The following is an 18,385-nucleotide window of genomic DNA, read 5'->3' on the forward strand; positions in this document are numbered from 1 at the left end:
TTCGGCTCCGGGCAGATGCAGCTGCCGTTCGTGCTGCAGTCGGCGGAGGTGATGAAGGCCGCCGTCGCCTACCTCGAGCCGCACATGGAGAAGTCGGACGCCGAGGGCAAGGGCACCATCGTGCTGGCCACCGTGCGTGGTGACGTGCACGACATCGGCAAGAACCTGGTGGACATCATCTTGTCCAACAACGGCTACAACGTGGTCAACCTGGGCATCAAGCAGCCGGTCTCGGCGATCCTGGAGGCCGCCGAGGAACACCGGGCGGACGTCATCGGCATGTCGGGGCTGCTGGTGAAGTCCACGGTGATCATGAAGGAGAACCTGGAGGAGCTCAACCAGCGCGGCCTGGCGGCCGACTTCCCGGTCATCCTGGGCGGCGCCGCCCTCACCCGCGCCTACGTCGAGCAGGACCTGCACGAGATCTACCAGGGCGAAGTCCGCTACGCCCGCGACGCGTTCGAGGGCCTGCGCCTGATGGACGCCCTGATCGGCGTCAAGCGCGGCGTGCCCGGCGCCAAGCTCCCCGAACTCAAGCAGCGCCGGGTCAGGAGCACCACCGCCACGGCCGTACTGGAGGAGCGTCCCGAGGAAGGCCACGTCCGCTCCGACGTCGCCACCGACAACCCGGTGCCCGAGCCGCCGTTCTGGGGCACCCGCGTCGTCAAGGGCATCCAGCTCAAGGAGTACGCCTCCTGGCTCGACGAGGGCGCCCTCTTCAAGGGCCAGTGGGGCCTGAAGGAGGCCCGCACCGGAGACGGCCCGTCGTACCAGGAACTCGTCGAGACCGAGGGCCGCCCGCGCCTGCGCGGTCTGCTCGACAAGCTGCAGACGGAGAACCTCCTCGAAGCGGCCGTGGTCTACGGCTACTTCCCGTGTGTCTCCAAGGACGACGACCTGATCCTGCTGGACGAGCACGGCAACGAACGCACCCGCTTCACCTTCCCGCGTCAGCGCCGCGGCCGCCGCCTGTGCCTCGCGGACTTCTTCCGCCCGCAGGAGTCGGGCGAGACGGACGTCGTGGGCCTCCAAGTGGTCACCGTGGGCTCGCGGATCGGCGAGGAGACGGCCCGGCTGTTCGAGTCGAACTCCTACCGCGACTACCTCGAACTGCACGGCCTGTCGGTGCAGCTGGCCGAGGCGCTCGCCGAGTACTGGCACGCGCGCGTGCGTTCCGAGCTGGGCTTCGCCGGTGAGGACCCGGCCGACATCGAGGACATGTTCGCGCTCAAGTACCGGGGCGCCCGCTTCTCCCTCGGCTACGGCGCCTGCCCGAACCTGGAAGACCGGTCCAAGATCGCCGACCTGCTCCAGCCGGAGCGCATCGGCGTCCACCTGTCCGAGGAGTTCCAGCTGCACCCGGAGCAGTCCACGGACGCGATCGTCATCCACCACCCGGAGGCGAAGTACTTCAACGCACGATGAGGCGACCCCCGGCGTGCAACGGGTGTGCCCCGAGGCACACGCGTTGAACACGGCGATTCCTCGCCGCACGTCGTACACTGGACGGTCCACCGCAGGCCGGTTCCCTCCGTGGGAACCGGCCTGATCGTCCCTTCAAGGAGGTACGTGGATGACCAGCACGGTCCCCGCGCCAGTAACGCGTACGGCCGATGGCTCGGCCCTGCAGGCAGTGCTCCTCGACATGGACGGAACCCTGGTGGACACGGAGGGCTTCTGGTGGGACGTCGAGGTCGAGATCTTCGCCGGCCTCGGTCACACGCTCGACGACACCTGGCGCCATGTCGTGGTCGGCGGCCCCATGAGCCGCAGCGCGGGGTTCCTGATCGAGGCGACCGGCGCCGACATCACGCTCGCCGAGCTCACGGTGCTGCTGAACCAGGGCTTCGAGGACCGCATCGACCGCACCCTGCCGCTGATGCCGGGAGCCGCCCGGCTGCTGGCCGAGCTGGCGGAGTACGAGATCCCGACGGCCCTGGTCTCCGCCTCGCACCGGCGCATCATCGACCGTGTGCTCACCTCGCTCGGCCCGCAGCACTTCGCGTTGACCGTCGCCGGTGACGAGGTGCCGCGCACCAAGCCGTACCCGGACCCGTACCTGTTCGCCGCAGCCGGACTCGGCGCCGACCCCGCCCGCTGCGCGGTCGTCGAGGACACCGCGACCGGTGTCGCCGCGGCCGAGGCCGCCGGCTGCCATGTGGTGGCCGTGCCGTCGGTGGCACCGATCACCCCGGCCGCCCGGCGCACCGTGGTGACCTCGCTGGAAGAGGTCGATCTGGCATTTCTGCGCGGCCTGATGGCGGCGTGACAACGGAAATAAGCCTGCCCTTCACGCAGCGTGCAACATCGTTAAGCACGGAAATTGCACAACGAAATTCGAACGTGGCCACTGGCTGAATTCCAGCGCCCCCGAAGACCGTTCAGTTTGTGACGTTCAACACTCCACGCGAGGTCGACAGTCGCCCCGCGCTGTGCCAGTAGCCCTTCGTAGAGCGCTTTCAGCGTGCCCTTGTGTCCCGATTGATGGAAGGGTGCACGAATCCTTCCGCTGTCAGGTTTTCGTTGTGTCCGCGCCCGGTTCCGCTCCGTGATGGAGCCTCAACTCCAGTGGCCGCCAACCCTCCTGCGCGCGGAGACTAACCTCGTCGCGAGAACATCGCACTTACCCCGTGATCCGCCGCACCACCCCTGCATGCCGGGTACACGGAGTCGACAGCTGGAGAAACCCGAGCATGAACCGCAAGACTTTGGTGCTGCCGGCCGTCATCGGCCTGCTCGCGCCGGTTCTCGCCGCCTGTGGCGGAACCGACAGCGGCAGCGACAACGGCGACGCGATCGTCGTCGGCACCACCGACGTGTTCACTGCCTCGAAGGACGCTCCCGCACCGCTCGACCCGGCCTACGCCTACGACGTCGGCACCTGGAACGTCCTGCGCCAGACCGTGCAGACCCTGATGATCCAGCCGCGCGGCGAGGGCGAGCCGGTGCCCGAGGCGGCCCAGAGCTGCGCCTTCACCGACAGCGGCAACGAACGCTACGCCTGCACCCTGCGCGAGGGCCTGAAGTTCGCGAACGGCGACCCCGTCACCGCGGCCGACGTGAAGTACTCCATCGACCGTGCCCGCGCCCTCAAGGCCGACAGCGGCGTCTTCGCACTGCTGTCCACCATCGACACCGTCGAGACCCAGGGCGACCGCGAGGTCATCTTCCACCTCAAGACCGCCGACGCCACCTTCCCGTTCAAGCTGTCCACCCCGGTCGCCGGCATCGTCGACCCGGACGTCTACGCCAAGGACAAGCTGCGCGACGGCTTCGAGGTCGACGGCTCCGGCCCGTACACCCTCAAGGCCGAGGTGAAGAACGACCAGCTGGTCTCCGCCGTGTTCACCAAGAACCCCGAGTACAAGGGGAGCCTGACGGTGAACAACGACAAGGTCGAACTGCGCAACTTCACGGACGCCGGCGAGATGGGCACCGCCCTCGCCAAGGGCGACATCGACCTGATGACCCGCACCATGTCGCCGCAGCAGATCCAGAAGCTGTCAGCCGACTCCGACGACTCCACCGACCTCGTCGACATGTCCGGCCTGGAAATCCGCTACCTGGCCTTCAACACCGACGCCCCGGCCGTCCGCAGCAAGGCCGTCCGCCAGGCCATGGCCCAGGTCATCGACCGCGGCGAACTCGTCTCCAAGGTCTACGGCTCCCAGGCCGAACCGCTGTACTCGCTGGTCCCCGCCAGCATCACGGGCCATTCCAACGCGTTCTTCAACAAGTACGGCGAACCGAGCACGGCCAAGGCCAAGTCGCTGCTGAACAAGGCGGGCATCACCACCCCGGTGAAGCTGACGCTGCACTACACCACCGACCACTACGGCGCGGCCACCAAGAAGGAGTTCGAGCTGCTGAAGAAGCAGCTCAACGACAGCGGCCTGTTCGACGTCGACATCCAGGGCACCCCCTGGGCCACGTTCCGCCCCGCCGAGCAGAAGGGCGAGTACGAGGTCTACGGCATGGGCTGGTTCCCCGACTTCCCGGACGCCGACAACTACCTCGCGCCGTTCCTCGACAAGGACAACTTCCTCGGCTCGCCGTACGCCAACAGCAGGATCCGCAACACCCTCATCCCGGAGTCCCGCCGCGCCGCCGACCGCCTGTCCGCGGCCGGCAGCCTGACCGACATCCAGGACATCGTCGCCAGTGACGTGCCGGTGCTGCCGCTGTGGCAGGGCAAGCAGTACGTCGCGGCCAACGACGACGTCACGGGTACGGCGTACGCGCTGAACTCCTCCTCGACCCTTCAGCTGTGGGAGCTCGGCCGTGGCGTGAGCGGCTGACGTCTCTCCGTGCCCGGTGCCCACGACCAGGGCGCCGGGCCTGGCCCGGGAACCAGGACGAGGCCCGGGTACCTCACAACCGACGACAAGGCACTCGTAAGTGAATATGCGCAACCAGTGGCCGGTCCTGCCCGTCGTGGCAGGGCTGGCCTCCGGCCTGCTGACCGGCTGTGGAACAGAGACGGGGAACCCCGGGGGGACCGGCACCTCGGTGGTCATGGGGATGTCCGACGACGTCCTGGCCACGGACCCCGCCTCCGGCTACGACCCCGGATCCTGGCTGTTGTTCAACAACGTCTTCCAGTCGCTGCTCAGCTTCCCCAAGGGCGCCACCGAACCCCAGCCCGAGGCCGCCGAGCAGTGCGCCTTCTCCGACACCCAGGCCACGGTCTACAAATGCACCCTCAGAGACGGCCTGAAGTTCAGCAACGGTGACGAGCTGACCTCGTCCGACGTCAAGTTCTCCTTCGACCGCATGCTGAAGATCAACGATCCCGACGGCCCCGCGGTCATGTTCCCCACGCTCGAGAAGGTGGAGACGCCGGACGACAAGACGGTCGTCTTCCGGCTCAACACCCCCGACGCCACCTTCCCGAGCAAGATAGCCTCCGGCGCCGGCTCCATCGTCGACGAGGACCAGTACGACGCGGACGGCCTGCGCAAGGACGGCGAAGCCGTCGGCTCCGGCCCGTACACGCTGGACTCGTTCGGCGACGACGAGGCCGTCTTCTCCGTCAACGACAACTACAAGGGCACCGCGAAGGTGCAGAACGACGGCGTGACGCTGAAGTTCTTCCACGGCGACCAGGACTCCCTGAAGAAGGCCCTGCTCGACAACCAGGTCGACATCGCCTACCGCGGCCTCACCGCGGGCGGCATCGCCGACGTCGAGCAGTCCGGCGACGACTCCGGTGTCGAGGTCGTCGAGGGCAGCAGCGCCGAGGTCCAGCACCTGGTCTTCAACATGGACGACCCGGTCGCAGGAAAGCTCGGCGTCCGCAAGGCCATGGCCTACCTCATCGACCGGGACGCCCTCATCAAGGACGTCTACCAGGGCACGGCGACCCCGCTGTACTCGATCATCCCGGCCGGTATCGGCGGCCACAACACGGCCTTCTTCGACACCTACGGCGCCCGGCCCTCCAAGGCCAAGGCCGCCGCCGCGCTGCGGGCCGAGGGCATCACCGGCAAGGTCAAGCTGACCCTGTGGTCCACCCCCTCGCGCTACGGCCCCGCCACCGACCAGGAGCTCAAGGCGATCGCCGGGCAGCTCAACGACAGCGGCCTGTTCGACGCCGACGTGCAGTCCGTCGCGTTCGACCAGTACGAGAAGGACATCGCCGACGGCAAGTACGGCGTGTACGTGAAGGGCTGGATCCCGGACTACCCGGACGCCGACAACTTCACGGCCCCCTTCTTCGGCAAGGGCAACGTGCTGAGCAACAACTACGACAACAGCGCGATCACCGGCACGCTCATCCCGCGCACCGCCGCCGAGAGCGACCGCTCCGCGACGGACGACGAGTTCGGCCGGCTCCAGGACATCGTGGCCAAGGAGCTCCCCGTCCTCCCGGTCTGGCAGGCCAAGCAGTACGCGGTCGTCCACGAGGACGTCTACGGCCTGGAGTACTGCCTCGACGCCTCCACCGTCTTCCGCTTCTGGGAGCTCAGCAAGGGCTGACGGACGGTCGTAGCCGCCGACGCATACGCGAAGGGCGCCCCTTCTCGGGAAGGGGCGCCCTCTTCGTCGTACCGCAGGCTCCTGCTCCTACTGTGCGCCGGGGCGTACCAGCCCGCTCTCGTACGCGTACACCGCGGCCTGCACCCGGTCCCGCAGCCCCAGCTTGGTCAGCACGTGACCCACGTGCGTCTTCACGGTCGTCTCGCTCACGAACAGATCCGCGGCGATCTCCGCGTTGGACAGACCCCGCGCCACCAGCTTCAGCACCTCCACCTCACGCTCGGTCAGCGTGTGCAGGGTGTCCGGCACCGGCTCGTCACCGGAGGGCAGATGCGTGGCGTACTTGTCGAGCAGCCGGCGCGTGATGCTCGGCGCGAGCATCGCCTCACCGGCGGCCACCACACGGATCGCCTGCACCAGCTCATTGGCCGGGGCGTCCTTCAGCAGGAAGCCGCTGGCGCCCGCCCTCAGCGCCTCCACCACGTACTCGTCGAGATCGAACGTGGTCAGCACCAGCACCTTCGCCGGGCCGTCCCGCCCGGGCCCGGTGATCTGCCGCGTCGCCTCGACCCCGTCCATCCGTGGCATGCGGATGTCCATCAGAACCACGTCGGGCTGCAGGGCCCGCACCTGGTCGAGAGCCTGGAGGCCGTCACCGGCCTCGCCCACGACCGCGATGTCCTGCTCTGCCTCCAGAATCATCCGGAAGCCGGTACGCAGCAGCGGCTGGTCGTCGACCAGTAGGACGCGGATGGCCACGTAAGTCTCCTTCGCTAGTCCGGCCCCATTCTGCCCTGCGCGTCGCCACCGGACTCGGCCACCCTCACCGGCAACGGGTACGGCGGGGGAGTGCCACCGAACTCCGGGCAATGAGCCTGGTGGTCGCACCAGCCGCACAGCTTGGTCGGCCTGGGGCGCCACTCGCCCGTCTCCGTCGCCAGCCGGATCGCGTCCCACAGCGCGTGCAGCTTGCGCTCGACCCGCTGCAGGTCCGCGAGGACGGGGTCGTACGTCAGCACGTCACCGCTGCCGAGGTAGACGAGCTGGAGCCGGCGCGGGATCACCTTCTTCAACCGCCACACGACGAGCGCGTAGAACTTCATCTGGAACAGCGCACCCTCGGCGTACTCGGGCCGGGGCGCCTTGCCGGTCTTGTAGTCGACGATCCGCACCTCACCCGTGGCCGCCACATCGACCCGGTCGATGATCCCGCGCAGCCTGAGCCCCGACTCCAGCTCGGCCTCGACGAACAGCTCGCGCTCGGCAGGCTCCAGCCGGGTCGGATCCTCCAGGCCGAACCACCGCTCGACGAGCTGCTCCGCCTCCGCCAGCCAGGTCGCCAGCCGCTCGCCCTCGGGATCGTCCGCGAACAGCTCCACGACCTCCGGCCTGCTCTCCCGCAGCCGCTCCCACTGGCCGGGGATCAGGGACTTGGCGCGCGGAGGAGTCCGCTCGGCGGCCGGCGAATCGAAGAGCCGCTCCAGCACCGCATGCACCAGCGTGCCCTTCGTCGCCGCCGCACTCGGCTTCTCCGGCAGCCGGTCGATCACCCGGAACCGGTAGAGCAGCGGACACTGCATGAAGTCACTGGCACGCGAGGGCGACAGCGAGGCCGGCGCCATGGCCGCGAGCGCGGCGCCGTCGCCCACCGTGGCCGCACCCGCACCCCCTTCGACCGTCGCCACCGTACTGCCCGCCCCCACCGGGGATTCGTCCGCCGCCGGTCCCGTCACCGGCGCGACTTCACTGCCGCCGTCCGCCGCGGCACCCTCCGTGCTCGTCTCCATGACCACAGACCTTACGGCCCGCCACTGACAGTGACCCAGCCGCGCCCGTCACGGCTGCGACGCCAGGGGAAACAGAGGGGGTGCCGGGGAGAAACGCGTCACCATGGCCGCATACCATCGACCCGAGACCCTTCCGCCCGGCAGGAGCGGAAGACGCTTCGAACGAGGGGACACCGTGGACGAGAGCGGCAGCGGGCAGCCGCGGTCCGGCAACGAGGAATCGGCCGAGCGCCACGCACCACCTGCGACCCCGGCCACGGGCCCCACACGCCCCGGCGCACCCCCGCACACCACGGGCACCGACGATCCCCCGACGCCTCCCATCGACGAACCGACCATGGTCGTACGGCGGTTGGACCTTCCCCACGACGACACCGCCGCCGAGACGCGGCAAGGGCACGGGGGAGAAGGGCACGCGGCGAGCGAGCACCAAGCCAACGGGGGCAAGGCGGAGGGGGACAAAGCGAAGGCGGAGGAAGCGACGGAGGAGCGCACACAGCGGCCCGACGCCGACGGCCCTGACGCCGGCGGCCACGCAACCGGGCACGAGGACGCCCCCCGGCCCGCTGCCGACGGCCGTACGTCGCCGCCCGCCGCACCTGACTCCGACCGCCCCGCCTCGACGGCTCCGCGCCCTTCGCAGCACGCCGACGGACCTGCCGAGCCCCACACGCCGACGCCGGAGGCCGCCCCGCAGCACACCGACGGCCCCGCTCACACCCCCGACCACACCGTCGAGACCCACCGCACCCTCGCGCACGCCGGAGCCAAGGGGCAGCCGCCCCGGCCGCCGGCGCCGCGAGGCGGGCTGCTGATGGGACGCCCCTTCGGCGTCCCCGTCTACGTCGCCCCCAGCTGGTTCCTCGTCGCCGCCCTCATCACGTGGGTGTTCGGCGGGCAGCTCGACCGCGTGCTGCCCGAACTCGGCGCCGCCCGCTACCTCGTCTCCCTCTTCTTCGCCGTCGCCTTCTACGCCTCCGTCCTCGTCCACGAACTCGCCCACACCGTCGCCGCCCTCCGCTTCAAGCTGCCCGTCCGCCGCATCCAGCTGCAGTTCTTCGGCGGCGTCTCCGAAATCGAGAAGGAAGCCGAGACACCCGGCCGCGAGTTCTGGCTCGCCTTCGTGGGCCCGCTGCTCTCCCTCGCCCTCGCCGGCGTCTTCTACGCCGCCATGCAGACCGTCGAACCCGGCACCGTCCCCGGCGTCCTGCTGGCCGGCCTGATGATCTCCAACCTCATCGTCGCCGCCTTCAACCTGCTGCCCGGCCTGCCCCTGGACGGCGGCCGCATGCTCCGCGCCATCGTCTGGAAGGTCACCGGCAAGCCGATGAGCGGCACCATCGCCGCCGCCTGGGTCGGCCGCGCCCTCGCCGTCTCCGTCCTCGTCGGCCTCCCATGGCTCACCCAGTCCGGTGCCCTCGGCTCCGACGCCGTCGACAACGTCGGCATGGACACGGTCATGGACGCCCTGCTCGCCGCCATCCTCGCCGCGATCATCTGGACCGGCGCCGGCAACAGCCTGCGCATGGCCCGCCTGCGCGAACACCTCCCCGAACTGCGCGCCCGCACCCTCACCCGCCGCGCCGTCCCCGTCGAGACCGACACCCCCCTCTCCGAAGCCCTGCGCCGCGCCAACGCCGCCGGCGCCCGCGCCCTGGTCGTCGTCGACGCCGACGGCCACCCCCTCTCCCTCGTCCGCGAAGCCGCCATCGTCGGCGTCCCCGAACACCGCCGCCCCTGGGTGGCCGTCAGCGGCCTCGCCCAGGACCTGACCGACGGTATGCGCGTCTCGGCAGAGCTGGCGGGAGAAGAACTCCTGGACGCCCTGCGGGCCACCCCCGCCACCGAGTACCTCGTCGTCGAGGACACCGGCGAGATCTACGGCGTCCTGTCCGCGGCCGACGTCGAGCGCGCCTTCGTGAAGGCCATGGCACGGCCCAGCTGACCAGCCCCCGCCACGCACGCGTGGTCGGCGGCCCCCCGAAACGCCGGTAGGCTGGTCACATGTCCGAACCGACCGGTGCCGCCCGCAGGCGCGGGCCCTTCAAGGTCGGGGACCAGGTTCAGCTGACCGACCCCAAGGGCCGCCACTACACGTTCACGCTCGAGGCCGGGAAGAACTTCCACACCCACAAGGGTTCCTTCCCGCACGACGAACTGATCGGCGCTCCCGAGGGCAGCGTTGTCCGCACCACCGGGAACGTCGCCTACCTCGCGCTGCGCCCCCTGCTCCCCGACTACGTCCTGTCCATGCCCCGCGGGGCAGCCGTCGTCTACCCGAAGGACGCGGGGCAGATCCTCGCCTTCGCCGACATCTTCCCCGGCGCACGCGTCGTCGAGGCCGGCGTCGGCTCCGGCTCGCTCAGCAGCTTCCTGCTGCGCGCCATCGGCGACCAGGGCATGCTGCACTCCTACGAGCGCCGCGAGGACTTCGCCGACATCGCCAAGCAGAACGTGGAGCGCTACTTCGGCGGCCCCCACCCCGCCTGGCAGCTCACCGTCGGCGACCTCCAGGACAACCTGAGCGACACCGACGTCGACCGCGTCATCCTCGACATGCTCGCCCCCTGGGAATGCCTGGAGGCCGTCTCCAAGGCGCTCGTCCCCGGCGGCATCCTCTGCTGCTACGTCGCCACCACCACCCAGCTCGCCCGGACCGTCGAGTCCATCCGCGAGATCGGCTGCTTCAACGAGCCGACCGCCTGGGAGACGATGATCCGCAACTGGCACATCGAGGGCCTCGCCGTCCGCCCCGACCACCGGATGATCGGCCACACCGGCTTCCTCCTCACCGCCCGCCGACTCGCCGACGGCGTCGAGCCCCCCATGCGCCGCCGCCGCCCCGCCAAGGGCGCCTACGGCGAGGACTACGAAGGCCCCAACGCCGACGGAGGCACCGGCCGCTGACACGGCCCCTGCCGCATCCAACGCACAGGCGCTGTGGTCGAGTTCCCGGAGTCGTTCCGGGAACTCGACCACAGCGCCTTTCTGTTGACGCGAGGCATACAAGCGACACGTCCGAGCCCCCCACGCCCCCCTCCGCACCCCCGACCGCCAGACATCCGGCACCGGAACTCCACACCCCGCCGTTCCCCCGCACTGTGACGTATGGCACGATGCTGGCCACCCCCACCGGCACAGCCCTCGCAGGAGACGCTCCTAGTGCAGCAATCCGCCGTCCCGGAACTGGCACACACCCACACCCGCCCGATCCACTGGCTCGCCACCGCCACAGCGGTCGCCGGAGTCGTGGCCCTCTCCTCGGTCCTGCAGCCCAACTCGGCGACAGCGGCCCAGACAGCCGGACCCGAGGCGAAGAAAGCGCATGCGGCCACCACACCGCCCGACCCCTCGGGCGTCGACTTCCCCCTGGAATGCGGCCCGGTGAAGGCGATCGTGGTCAAGAAGGCCACCGGAGACCTGGACGGCGACGGCAGCCCCGAAACCGTGGCCGTCGTCCACTGCGACTCCCCGATGGGCACCCCGCCCGACGGCGTCTACGTCCTCACCCACGCCACGGAGACCGCCGCGCCCCGCATCGTCGCCACCCTCGTCAACCCCAAGGACAGCATCACCGTCAGTGACATCGCCGTACGTGACGGAGCCGTCGTCGCCGACCTGCTCGGCTACTCGACCGAGGACGTACCGCGCTGCTGCCCCGACGTGAAGAACAGCGCGAAGTGGCAGTGGAAGAACGGCACGTTCGTCCGCTCGACACCCGCCGGTGCCCGCAGCGTCTGACCCACGCCACCGGCACATGTGAGAAATCAGACAGTCGTAACAGCCCGTATCCGCAAGGTCACTCGGCGTCCGGACCGTACATCTCGACCTTGTCCGAAACGCGACGCACATGGATGCACTCGCCCGGACACTCCCTCGCCGAGTCCACCACATCCGTGAGAAGCGGCAACGGCACGGGCGTTGTGGCCCCCTTGGCCTGCAAAAGCTCGTCCTGCGCGCCCTTCACATACGCCAGACCATCGATGTCCAGCTCGAACACCTCAGGCGCGTACTGGGCACAGATCCCGTCACCAGTACAGAGATCCTGGTCGATCCAGACCTCCAGCGCCTCGTCCTCGACCCCGGCCGCCTGCTCCACGCTCATCTCTCCTGCCGTGTACTACGCCGAGCCGTACGGGAATCCGGCCAGCTCTGACGGGTGTTGAACGCTTCGAGCCTACCTGTGGCGGCTTTCCAATCATGTTCGGTGGGTATTCCCCTGGCGTGAGGGAGAGCGCAAGGGTGAAGATCGGACACACCCCGACAGTCTTTGTGATCTAGGGGTTTCAATCGACACCCACCCAGGTAGGGTCTGGAAGCGTCCAGCTCCCCTTGGAGGAGGTGAGGACCGTGGCAGCCCACGACGACGACATGAACCGCGGCATCCGCCCGGGACGGGGGTCCGACGACCCGGCCGGGCAGATCGCCTACCTTGAGCAGGAGATCGCCGTCCTGCGACGCAAGCTCGCCGACTCTCCGCGACACACGAGGATTCTCGAAGAGCGGATCGTCGAGCTGCAGACCAACCTGGCCGGCGTGTCCGCCCAGAACGAGCGACTCGCGAACACGCTCCGTGAGGCCCGAGACCAGATCGTGGCCCTCAAGGAAGAAGTCGACCGGCTCGCACAGCCACCGGCCGGCTTCGGTGTCTTCCTGCAAGCAAACGAGGACGGCACAGCCGACATCTTCACCGGAGGACGAAAACTCCGCGTGAACGTCAGCCCCAGCGTCGAACTCGAAGAGCTCCGGCGCGGCCAGGAACTGATGCTCAACGAAGCGCTCAACGTGGTCGAAGCCATGGAGTTCGAGCGCGTCGGGGACATCGTCACCCTCAAGGAAATCCTCGAGGACGGCGAGCGCGCCCTGGTGCTCGGGCACACCGACGAGGAACGGGTGGTACGGCTCGCCGAGCCGCTGCTGGACGTCACCATCCGCCCCGGCGACGCCCTCCTGCTCGAACCCCGCTCCGGCTACGTCTACGAGGTCGTCCCCAAGAGCGAGGTCGAAGAACTCGTCCTCGAAGAAGTACCGGACATCGGCTACGAACAGATCGGCGGCCTGGGCAACCAGATCGAAATGATCCGCGACGCCGTCGAGCTCCCGTACCTCTACCCCGACCTGTTCAAGGAGCACGAACTGCGGCCGCCCAAGGGCGTCCTGCTCTACGGGCCCCCTGGATGCGGCAAGACCCTCATCGCCAAGGCCGTGGCCAACTCACTGGCCAAGAAGGTCGCCGAAGTGACCGGCCAGGCCGCCGGCAAGAGCTTCTTCCTCAACATCAAGGGCCCCGAGCTCCTCAACAAGTACGTCGGCGAGACCGAGCGGCAGATCCGCCTCGTCTTCCAGCGCGCACGAGAAAAGGCCAGCGAGGGCACACCCGTCATCGTCTTCTTCGACGAGATGGAATCCCTCTTCCGCACCCGCGGCTCCGGCGTCAGCTCGGACGTGGAGAACACCATCGTCCCCCAGCTGCTCGCCGAGATCGACGGCGTGGAAGGCCTGCAGAACGTGGTCGTCATCGGCGCCTCCAACCGCGAGGACATGATCGACCCCGCCATCCTGCGCCCCGGCCGCCTCGACGTGAAGATCAAGATCGAACGCCCGGACGCCGAAGCCGCCAAGGACATCTTCGGCAAGTACCTCACCGAACGCCTCCCGCTCCACCCCGAGGACGTCGGCGAACACAGCGGCGACAAGTCGATGACGGTCCAGAGCATGATCCAGACCGCCGTCGAGCAGATGTACGCCGAATCCGAGGAAAACCGCTTCCTGGAAGTCACCTACGCCAACGGCGACAAGGAAGTCCTCTACTTCAAGGACTTCAACTCCGGCGCCATGATCGAAAACATCGTGGGCCGCGCCAAGAAGATGGCGATCAAGGACTTCCTCGAACACAACCAGAAGGGCCTCCGCGTCTCCCACCTCCTCCAGGCCTGCGTGGACGAGTTCAAGGAGAACGAGGACCTGCCCAACACCACCAACCCGGACGACTGGGCCCGCATCTCCGGAAAGAAGGGCGAACGGATCGTCTACATCCGCACCCTCATCACCGGAAAGCAGGGCGCAGACACCGGACGCTCCATCGACACGGTGGCCAACACCGGTCAGTACCTGTAAAACACAGGGCGGCTGCGGGTGCCCTCAACGGGTACCCGCAGCCCACTGTTTTTCCGGCCACGACCGGACCACAAGGCGTGCAAGGCAATGACGCAAATGATCTCCCCACCAGCGCAAAGGCGTTCTAGGCTCTTCCGTACCGCCGAGTCGCGCAGTGCGGGGACGGGCACCGCACACGCAACCGAGCGCCAGCGGTATCTGTGCGGTACCCATGACCGAGGGTGCCGCCGGGCAAGGAGGGCCGCATGACCGTACGGCGAGTAATGGGCATCGAGACGGAGTACGGGATCTCCGTCCCCGGCCACCCCAATGCCAATGCCATGCTCACCTCATCCCAGATCGTCAACGCCTACGCAGCAGCGATGCACCGGGCCCGCCGGGCCCGCTGGGACTTCGAGGAAGAGAACCCGCTCCGGGACGCGCGAGGCTTCGACCTCGCCCGCGAGGCCGCCGACGCCAGCCAGCTCACCGACGAGGACATCGGCCTGGCCAACGTCATCCTCACCAACGGAGCGCGACTCTACGTCGACCACGCCCACCCCGAATACAGCGCGCCCGAGGTCACCAACCCCCGCGACGCCGTCCTCTGGGACAAGGCCGGCGAACGCATCATGGCCGAAGCCGCCGAACGCGCCGCCCAGCTCCCCGGCGCCCAGCCCATCCACCTCTACAAGAACAACACCGACAACAAGGGCGCCTCCTACGGCACGCACGAGAACTACCTGATGAAGCGGGAAACCCCCTTCTCGGACATCGTGCGCCACCTCACGCCCTTCTTCGTCTCCCGCCAGGTCTTCGCCGGAGCCGGCCGCGTCGGCATCGGCCAGGACGGCCACGAACACGGCTTCCAGCTCAGCCAGCGCGCCGACTACTTCGAGGTCGAGGTCGGCCTGGAGACGACCCTCAAGCGCCCCATCATCAACACCCGAGACGAACCGCACGCGGACGCGGAGAAATACCGCCGCCTGCACGTGATCATCGGCGACGCGAACCTCTCCGAGATCTCGACCTACCTGAAGCTGGGCACCACCGCCCTCGTCCTGTCGATGATCGAGGACAGCTTCATCGCGGTCGACCTCGCCGTCGACCAGCCCGTACGCACCCTCCACCAGGTCTCGCACGACCCGTCACTGAAGCGCCTGATCACACTGCGTAGCGGCCGCACACTGACTGCCGTGCAGCTCCAGATGGAGTACTACGAACTCTCGCGCAAATACGTCGAGGAGCGCTTCGGCGCGGACCCGGACGAGCAGACGAAGGACATCCTGTCCCGCTGGGAAGACACCCTGAACCGCCTCGAACGGGACCCGATGAGCCTCGCCGGCGAACTGGACTGGGTCGCCAAGCGAGAACTCATGGAGGGCTACCGCCGCCGCGACAACCTCGACTGGGACGCCGCGAAACTTCACCTCCTCGACCTCCAGTACGCCGACGTACGCCCCGAGAAGGGGCTCTACAACCGGCTGGCGGCCCGAGGCCGTATGAAGCGCCTACTGGACGAAGAATCGGTGGAACGGGCGAAGGCGAAGCCGCCGGAGGACACGCGCGCGTACTTCCGCGGACGCTGCCTCGAGCAGTACGCCGACGACGTCGCCGCCGCCTCCTGGGACTCGGTCATCTTCGACCTGCCCGGGCGCGACTCGCTCCAGCGCGTTCCAACCCTCGAACCGCTTCGCGGAACGCGAAATCACGTCAAGGAACTCCTGGACCGCTGCCGCACCGCGGAAGACCTGGTCAGGGTCCTGTCAGGCGGCTGAGGGTACCCGGGCGGTGTGGACCGGACGTCGGCTGGGCAGGGTGGAAAACCCGACGTCCGGGAATCATCGAGATGGCCCCCGTACGTTGGAGAAACTGCGGGGCCGATGTCAGACCCGGCTTGTAGGGTCTGATCATCACCGATCGGCAGGAAAGCCGACCTGTCGACCATGTCGGGCGAACTGAGCGGGGTGAGGGATATGGCAACCAAGGACACCGGCGGCGGACAGCAGAAGGCCACGCGTTCCACTGAGGAGGTCGAGGAGCAGGCGGCTGAGTCGCAGGCATCTGAGGACCTCAAGGAGCGGCACGAGAAGCTGAGCGATGACGTGGACTCCGTCCTCGACGAAATCGATGATGTGCTCGAAGAGAATGCTGAGGATTTCGTGAGGTCCTTCGTTCAGAAGGGTGGAGAGTAGGTTTCACCTTAGATTCAAAGGTGTAACCGGGGGAAGCTCGGGGTGAACGAAGAGTCTGAGTCGAGACGCTGTTCGCGGTGCAAGCAGCACTTGCCGCGTACGGCGTTCGCAAGCAACAAGTCCATGCCTGATGGCCTCCAGGCGTACTGCCGGGAGTGCGCCGCCGAGTACTACCGGCAGCGCCAGGAGGCCAAGGGAAAGAAAGTTCGGGTGAGGGTTCCGGTCCCGCCAGGGCACAAGCGGTGTCCGCAGTGCGAAGAGGTAAAGCCGCACTCCGAATGGGAGCGCAACAAGTCCTCGTCGGACGGCTGGGCGAGCTATTGCCGTGCCTGCCGGGCGGAGCGGAACCGGGTCAGCTACTTCAAGCGCAAGTACGGCCTCACTCCACTCGAGTTGGACGCGCTGGTCGCCGCACAACGAGGCATCTGCTGTATATGCCTTGCTGCCCCGGCGGAGCATGTGGATCACTGCCATGAGACGGGTAGGGTCCGTGGCGTACTGTGCTTCAGCTGCAACGCCGCACTGGGGCAATTCAAGGATCGGCCCGACGTCATAAGGCGGGCTGCTGCTTACGTGGAAGGAATCGCGTGGAAGCCAACACTCGTAGCACCGGGCGTCTACCAGCTGCCTTCCTGACGCCTGGGTCGTCCTCCTTCATGGACTTCCTGTCCGAGCACCAGCCGGAGCTGCTGCCCGGCAACCGTCAACTCCCGCCCACGCAGGGTGTGATCGAGGCGCCGCACGGGACCACGATCGTGGCCGTGACGTTCCCCGGTGGCGTCGTGCTCGCCGGTGACCGTCGGGCCACGATGGGTAACGTGATCGCTCAGCGCGACATCGAGAAGGTGTTCCCGGCGGATGAGTACTCGGCCGTCGGTATCGCCGGTACGGCCGGTTTGGCAGTCGAGATGGTCAAGCTCTTCCAGCTGGAGCTGGAGCACTTCGAGAAGGTCGAGGGTGCTCAGCTGTCGCTGGAGGGCAAGGCGAACCGGCTGTCCACCATGATCCGGTCCAACCTGGGCATGGCTATGCAGGGGCTGGCCGTGGTGCCGCTCTTCGCCGGGTACGACGTGGACCGGGAGAAGGGGCGGATCTTCTCCTACGACGTGACCGGTGGCCGGTCGGAGGAGCAGGGGTACGCCGCCACCGGCTCTGGTTCGATCTTCGCGCGTGGCGCCATGAAGAAGCTTTTCCGTAGTGACCTGAGCGAGGCCGAGGCCACGACGCTCGTGGTGCAGGCCCTGTATGACGCGGCTGACGACGACTCGGCGACCGGTGGTCCCGATGTCGCCCGCCGGATCTACCCGATCGTCACCGTGATCACCGAGGACGGTTTCCGCCGGCTCGGCGATGACGAGTCCTCCGAGATCGCGCGTTCCGTGCTGGAGCGGCGGCTGGAGCAGCCCGACGGCCCGCGGGCCGCGCTGCTGTAGCGGCGGTTCGGTCTTATCAAGGTGATCCTGTGACTTCGACAGAAAGGGACGGATAACCGGTGTCGACGCCGTTCTATGTCTCACCTCAGCAGGCCATGGCCGACCGGGCGGAGTACGCACGTAAGGGCATCGCCCGGGGCCGCAGCCTGGTCGTGCTGCAGTATGCCGACGGCATCGTGTTCGTCGGCGAGAACCCGTCCCGTGCGCTGCACAAGTTCAGCGAGATCTATGACCGGATCGGCTTCGCGGCCGCCGGTAAGTACAACGAGTACGAGAACCTGCGGATCGGCGGTGTGCGGTATGCCGATCTTCGTGGTTACACCTATGACCGTGATGATGTGACCGCCCGCGGCCTCGCCAACGTCTATGCCCAGACGCTGGGCACGATCTTCTCTTCCGCGGCCGAGAAGCCGTATGAGGTGGAGCTGGTCGTTGCTGAGGTGGGTGAGACGCCTGAGGGTGACCAGATCTATCGGCTGCCGCATGACGGTTCGATCGTGGACGAGCACGGTTCGGTCGCGGTCGGTGGTAATGCGGAGCTGATCAGTAATTACCTGGACCAGCGTCACCAGGACGGCATGAGTCTGGCCGAGGCTCTCAAGCTGGCGGTGCAGGCTCTGTCCCGTGAGTCGAACGGCACGCAGCGGGATATCCCCGCGGAGCGCCTGGAGGTCGCGGTGCTGGACCGTACGCGTCCGCAGTCGCGCAAGTTCAAGCGCATCGTGGGCCGTCAGCTGGCGCGGCTGCTGGAGGCCGGTGGTGCGGCCACGGAGGCCGAGAGCGCCGACAACGGGGAGGACTCCGAGGAGTCCGGCGGCTCCGAGGAGTAGTTCCGCCGAACCTCACCCGCCCGTACTGTGCCCCGGCCGATTCCCAGGCCGGGGCACAGGGCGTT

The 18,385-nt window shown here is 68.0% G+C and carries 16 protein-coding genes; 13 read left to right on the plus strand and 3 right to left on the minus strand.

What is annotated here, in order from left to right:
• From ACZ7L6_RS36105 to ACZ7L6_RS36120, 4 genes are all read left to right on the plus strand, one after another.
• Positions 1-1,425, plus strand: a 1,425-nt coding sequence (locus tag ACZ7L6_RS36105) for a vitamin B12 dependent-methionine synthase activation domain-containing protein (RefSeq protein ID WP_471931460.1), incomplete at its 5' end; no start/stop codon positions are given.
• Between the two features lie 148 nt (positions 1,426-1,573).
• Positions 1,574-2,269, plus strand: a complete 696-nt coding sequence (locus ACZ7L6_RS36110; protein ID WP_471931462.1) for an HAD family hydrolase — start codon at positions 1,574-1,576, stop codon at positions 2,267-2,269.
• 424 nt (positions 2,270-2,693) lie between these two features.
• On the plus strand, positions 2,694-4,298 hold the full coding sequence (locus tag ACZ7L6_RS36115; protein WP_471931464.1) for an ABC transporter substrate-binding protein: 1,605 nt from the start codon (positions 2,694-2,696) through the stop codon (positions 4,296-4,298).
• A gap of 100 nt (positions 4,299-4,398) precedes the next feature.
• Positions 4,399-5,979 carry an ABC transporter substrate-binding protein gene (locus tag ACZ7L6_RS36120; RefSeq protein WP_471931466.1) on the plus strand — a complete coding sequence of 527 codons (1,581 nt, stop codon included), beginning with the start codon at positions 4,399-4,401 and terminating at the stop codon, positions 5,977-5,979.
• Between the two features lie 87 nt (positions 5,980-6,066).
• Here ACZ7L6_RS36120 and ACZ7L6_RS36125 read toward each other — a convergent pair whose 3' ends face one another.
• Together ACZ7L6_RS36125 and ACZ7L6_RS36130 are read right to left on the minus strand one after the other, a co-directional pair.
• Positions 6,067-6,738, minus strand: coding sequence for a response regulator (locus ACZ7L6_RS36125; protein ID WP_030179609.1), 672 nt, complete (start codon positions 6,736-6,738; stop codon positions 6,067-6,069).
• Between the two features lie 14 nt (positions 6,739-6,752).
• Complete coding sequence (locus ACZ7L6_RS36130; protein ID WP_471931468.1) at positions 6,753-7,766, minus strand: RecB family exonuclease; 1,014 nt, start codon at positions 7,764-7,766, stop codon at positions 6,753-6,755.
• Between the two features lie 175 nt (positions 7,767-7,941).
• Here ACZ7L6_RS36130 and ACZ7L6_RS36135 point away from each other — a divergent pair, with 175 nt between their 5' ends.
• The 3 genes from ACZ7L6_RS36135 (at position 7,942) to ACZ7L6_RS36145 (ending at position 11,507) form a co-directional block, all read left to right on the plus strand.
• Entirely contained in the window at positions 7,942-9,711 is a 1,770-nt protein-coding gene (locus tag ACZ7L6_RS36135; protein WP_471931470.1) for a site-2 protease family protein, read from the plus strand.
• Between the two features lie 59 nt (positions 9,712-9,770).
• A complete protein-coding gene (locus ACZ7L6_RS36140; protein WP_471931472.1) occupies positions 9,771-10,673 on the plus strand; it encodes a tRNA (adenine-N1)-methyltransferase in 903 nt (300 codons plus the stop codon).
• A 255-nt stretch (positions 10,674-10,928) separates the two neighbouring features.
• The gene (locus ACZ7L6_RS36145) at positions 10,929-11,507 is read left to right on the plus strand and encodes a hypothetical protein (protein ID WP_471931474.1); all 579 of its coding nucleotides are present in this window, start codon (positions 10,929-10,931) and stop codon (positions 11,505-11,507) included.
• A 58-nt stretch (positions 11,508-11,565) separates the two neighbouring features.
• On the opposite strand, the gene ACZ7L6_RS36150 is transcribed toward ACZ7L6_RS36145, so the two are convergent.
• Positions 11,566-11,871 (minus strand): ferredoxin, encoded by a 306-nt coding sequence (locus tag ACZ7L6_RS36150; RefSeq protein WP_471931476.1) that lies wholly within the window; start codon positions 11,869-11,871, stop codon positions 11,566-11,568.
• Positions 11,872-12,116: 245 nt separating this feature from the next.
• Between ACZ7L6_RS36150 and arc the strand changes: the two genes are divergently transcribed.
• The 6 genes from arc (at position 12,117) to prcA (ending at position 18,320) form a co-directional block, all read left to right on the plus strand.
• Positions 12,117-13,883 (plus strand): proteasome ATPase, encoded by a 1,767-nt coding sequence (arc, locus tag ACZ7L6_RS36155; protein ID WP_471931478.1) that lies wholly within the window; start codon positions 12,117-12,119, stop codon positions 13,881-13,883.
• Positions 13,884-14,128: 245 nt separating this feature from the next.
• Entirely contained in the window at positions 14,129-15,640 is a 1,512-nt protein-coding gene (gene dop / locus ACZ7L6_RS36160) for a depupylase/deamidase Dop (RefSeq protein ID WP_471931480.1), read from the plus strand.
• A gap of 198 nt (positions 15,641-15,838) precedes the next feature.
• Positions 15,839-16,057, plus strand: a complete 219-nt coding sequence (locus tag ACZ7L6_RS36165) for a ubiquitin-like protein Pup (protein ID WP_355726707.1) — start codon at positions 15,839-15,841, stop codon at positions 16,055-16,057.
• Between the two features lie 123 nt (positions 16,058-16,180).
• Positions 16,181-16,693, plus strand: coding sequence for an endonuclease VII domain-containing protein (locus ACZ7L6_RS36170; RefSeq protein WP_471931482.1), 513 nt, complete (start codon positions 16,181-16,183; stop codon positions 16,691-16,693).
• Positions 16,645-17,490, plus strand: coding sequence for a proteasome subunit beta (gene prcB, locus ACZ7L6_RS36175; RefSeq protein ID WP_398827201.1), 846 nt, complete (start codon positions 16,645-16,647; stop codon positions 17,488-17,490). Before ACZ7L6_RS36170 ends, prcB begins: the two co-directional genes overlap by 49 nt.
• A 59-nt stretch (positions 17,491-17,549) precedes the next feature.
• On the plus strand, positions 17,550-18,320 hold the full coding sequence (gene prcA, locus ACZ7L6_RS36180) for a proteasome subunit alpha (protein WP_471931488.1): 771 nt from the start codon (positions 17,550-17,552) through the stop codon (positions 18,318-18,320).
• The last annotated feature ends 65 nt before the right edge of the window (positions 18,321-18,385 follow it).

The organism is Streptomyces sp. NPDC107522 (assembly GCF_055657525.1).

Bases quoted from the DNA above. Each gene is read 5' to 3' on its own strand.
- ACZ7L6_RS36110 (WP_471931462.1), top strand. From the start codon at position 1,574: ATGACCAGCACGGTCCCCGCGCCAGTAACGCGTACGGCCGATGGCTCG.
- ACZ7L6_RS36115 (WP_471931464.1), top strand. From the start codon at position 2,694: ATGAACCGCAAGACTTTGGTGCTGCCGGCCGTCATCGGCCTGCTCGCG.
- ACZ7L6_RS36130 (WP_471931468.1), bottom strand. From the start codon at position 7,766: ATGGAGACGAGCACGGAGGGTGCCGCGGCGGACGGCGGCAGTGAAGTC.
- ACZ7L6_RS36140 (WP_471931472.1), top strand. From the start codon at position 9,771: ATGTCCGAACCGACCGGTGCCGCCCGCAGGCGCGGGCCCTTCAAGGTC.
- ACZ7L6_RS36150 (WP_471931476.1), bottom strand. From the start codon at position 11,871: ATGAGCGTGGAGCAGGCGGCCGGGGTCGAGGACGAGGCGCTGGAGGTC.
- dop (WP_471931480.1), top strand. From the start codon at position 14,129: ATGACCGTACGGCGAGTAATGGGCATCGAGACGGAGTACGGGATCTCC.
- ACZ7L6_RS36165 (WP_355726707.1), top strand. From the start codon at position 15,839: ATGGCAACCAAGGACACCGGCGGCGGACAGCAGAAGGCCACGCGTTCC.
- ACZ7L6_RS36170 (WP_471931482.1), top strand. From the start codon at position 16,181: ATGCCTGATGGCCTCCAGGCGTACTGCCGGGAGTGCGCCGCCGAGTAC.